Annotated in this window: 1 protein-coding gene; it reads left to right on the top strand. The window is 49.3% G+C overall.

Translation table 11 applies throughout. The features are described from left to right. On the top strand, window positions 1–276 hold a 276-nt coding region (locus tag L1S35_RS13265), incomplete at both ends, for a hypothetical protein (RefSeq protein WP_370641073.1).

Genomic DNA, 276 nt, shown 5'->3' on the forward strand with positions numbered 1-276 from the left:
GCTGACTATCAATCCGGCTACCGGAGCCATTGCGCCTTCCTCTTCAACTGCTGGAACTTATACTGTTACTTATACCATTGCGGCTGGTGGCGGATGCCCAGCTGTAATTGCTACAACTTCAGTAACCATTACGGCTCTGCCGACAGCAAGTATTAGTTATGCAACGCCGTTTTGTTCTTCTGTGGCTACGGCACAATCCGTGACTTTAACAGGAACAGGAGCTTATACCGGTGGAGTCTATTCTTCTACTGCCGGACTGACTATCAATCCGGCTAC

Origin of the sequence: Flavobacterium anseongense (genome assembly GCF_021608185.1) — a bacterium.
Classification (GTDB): domain Bacteria; phylum Bacteroidota; class Bacteroidia; order Flavobacteriales; family Flavobacteriaceae; genus Flavobacterium; species Flavobacterium anseongense.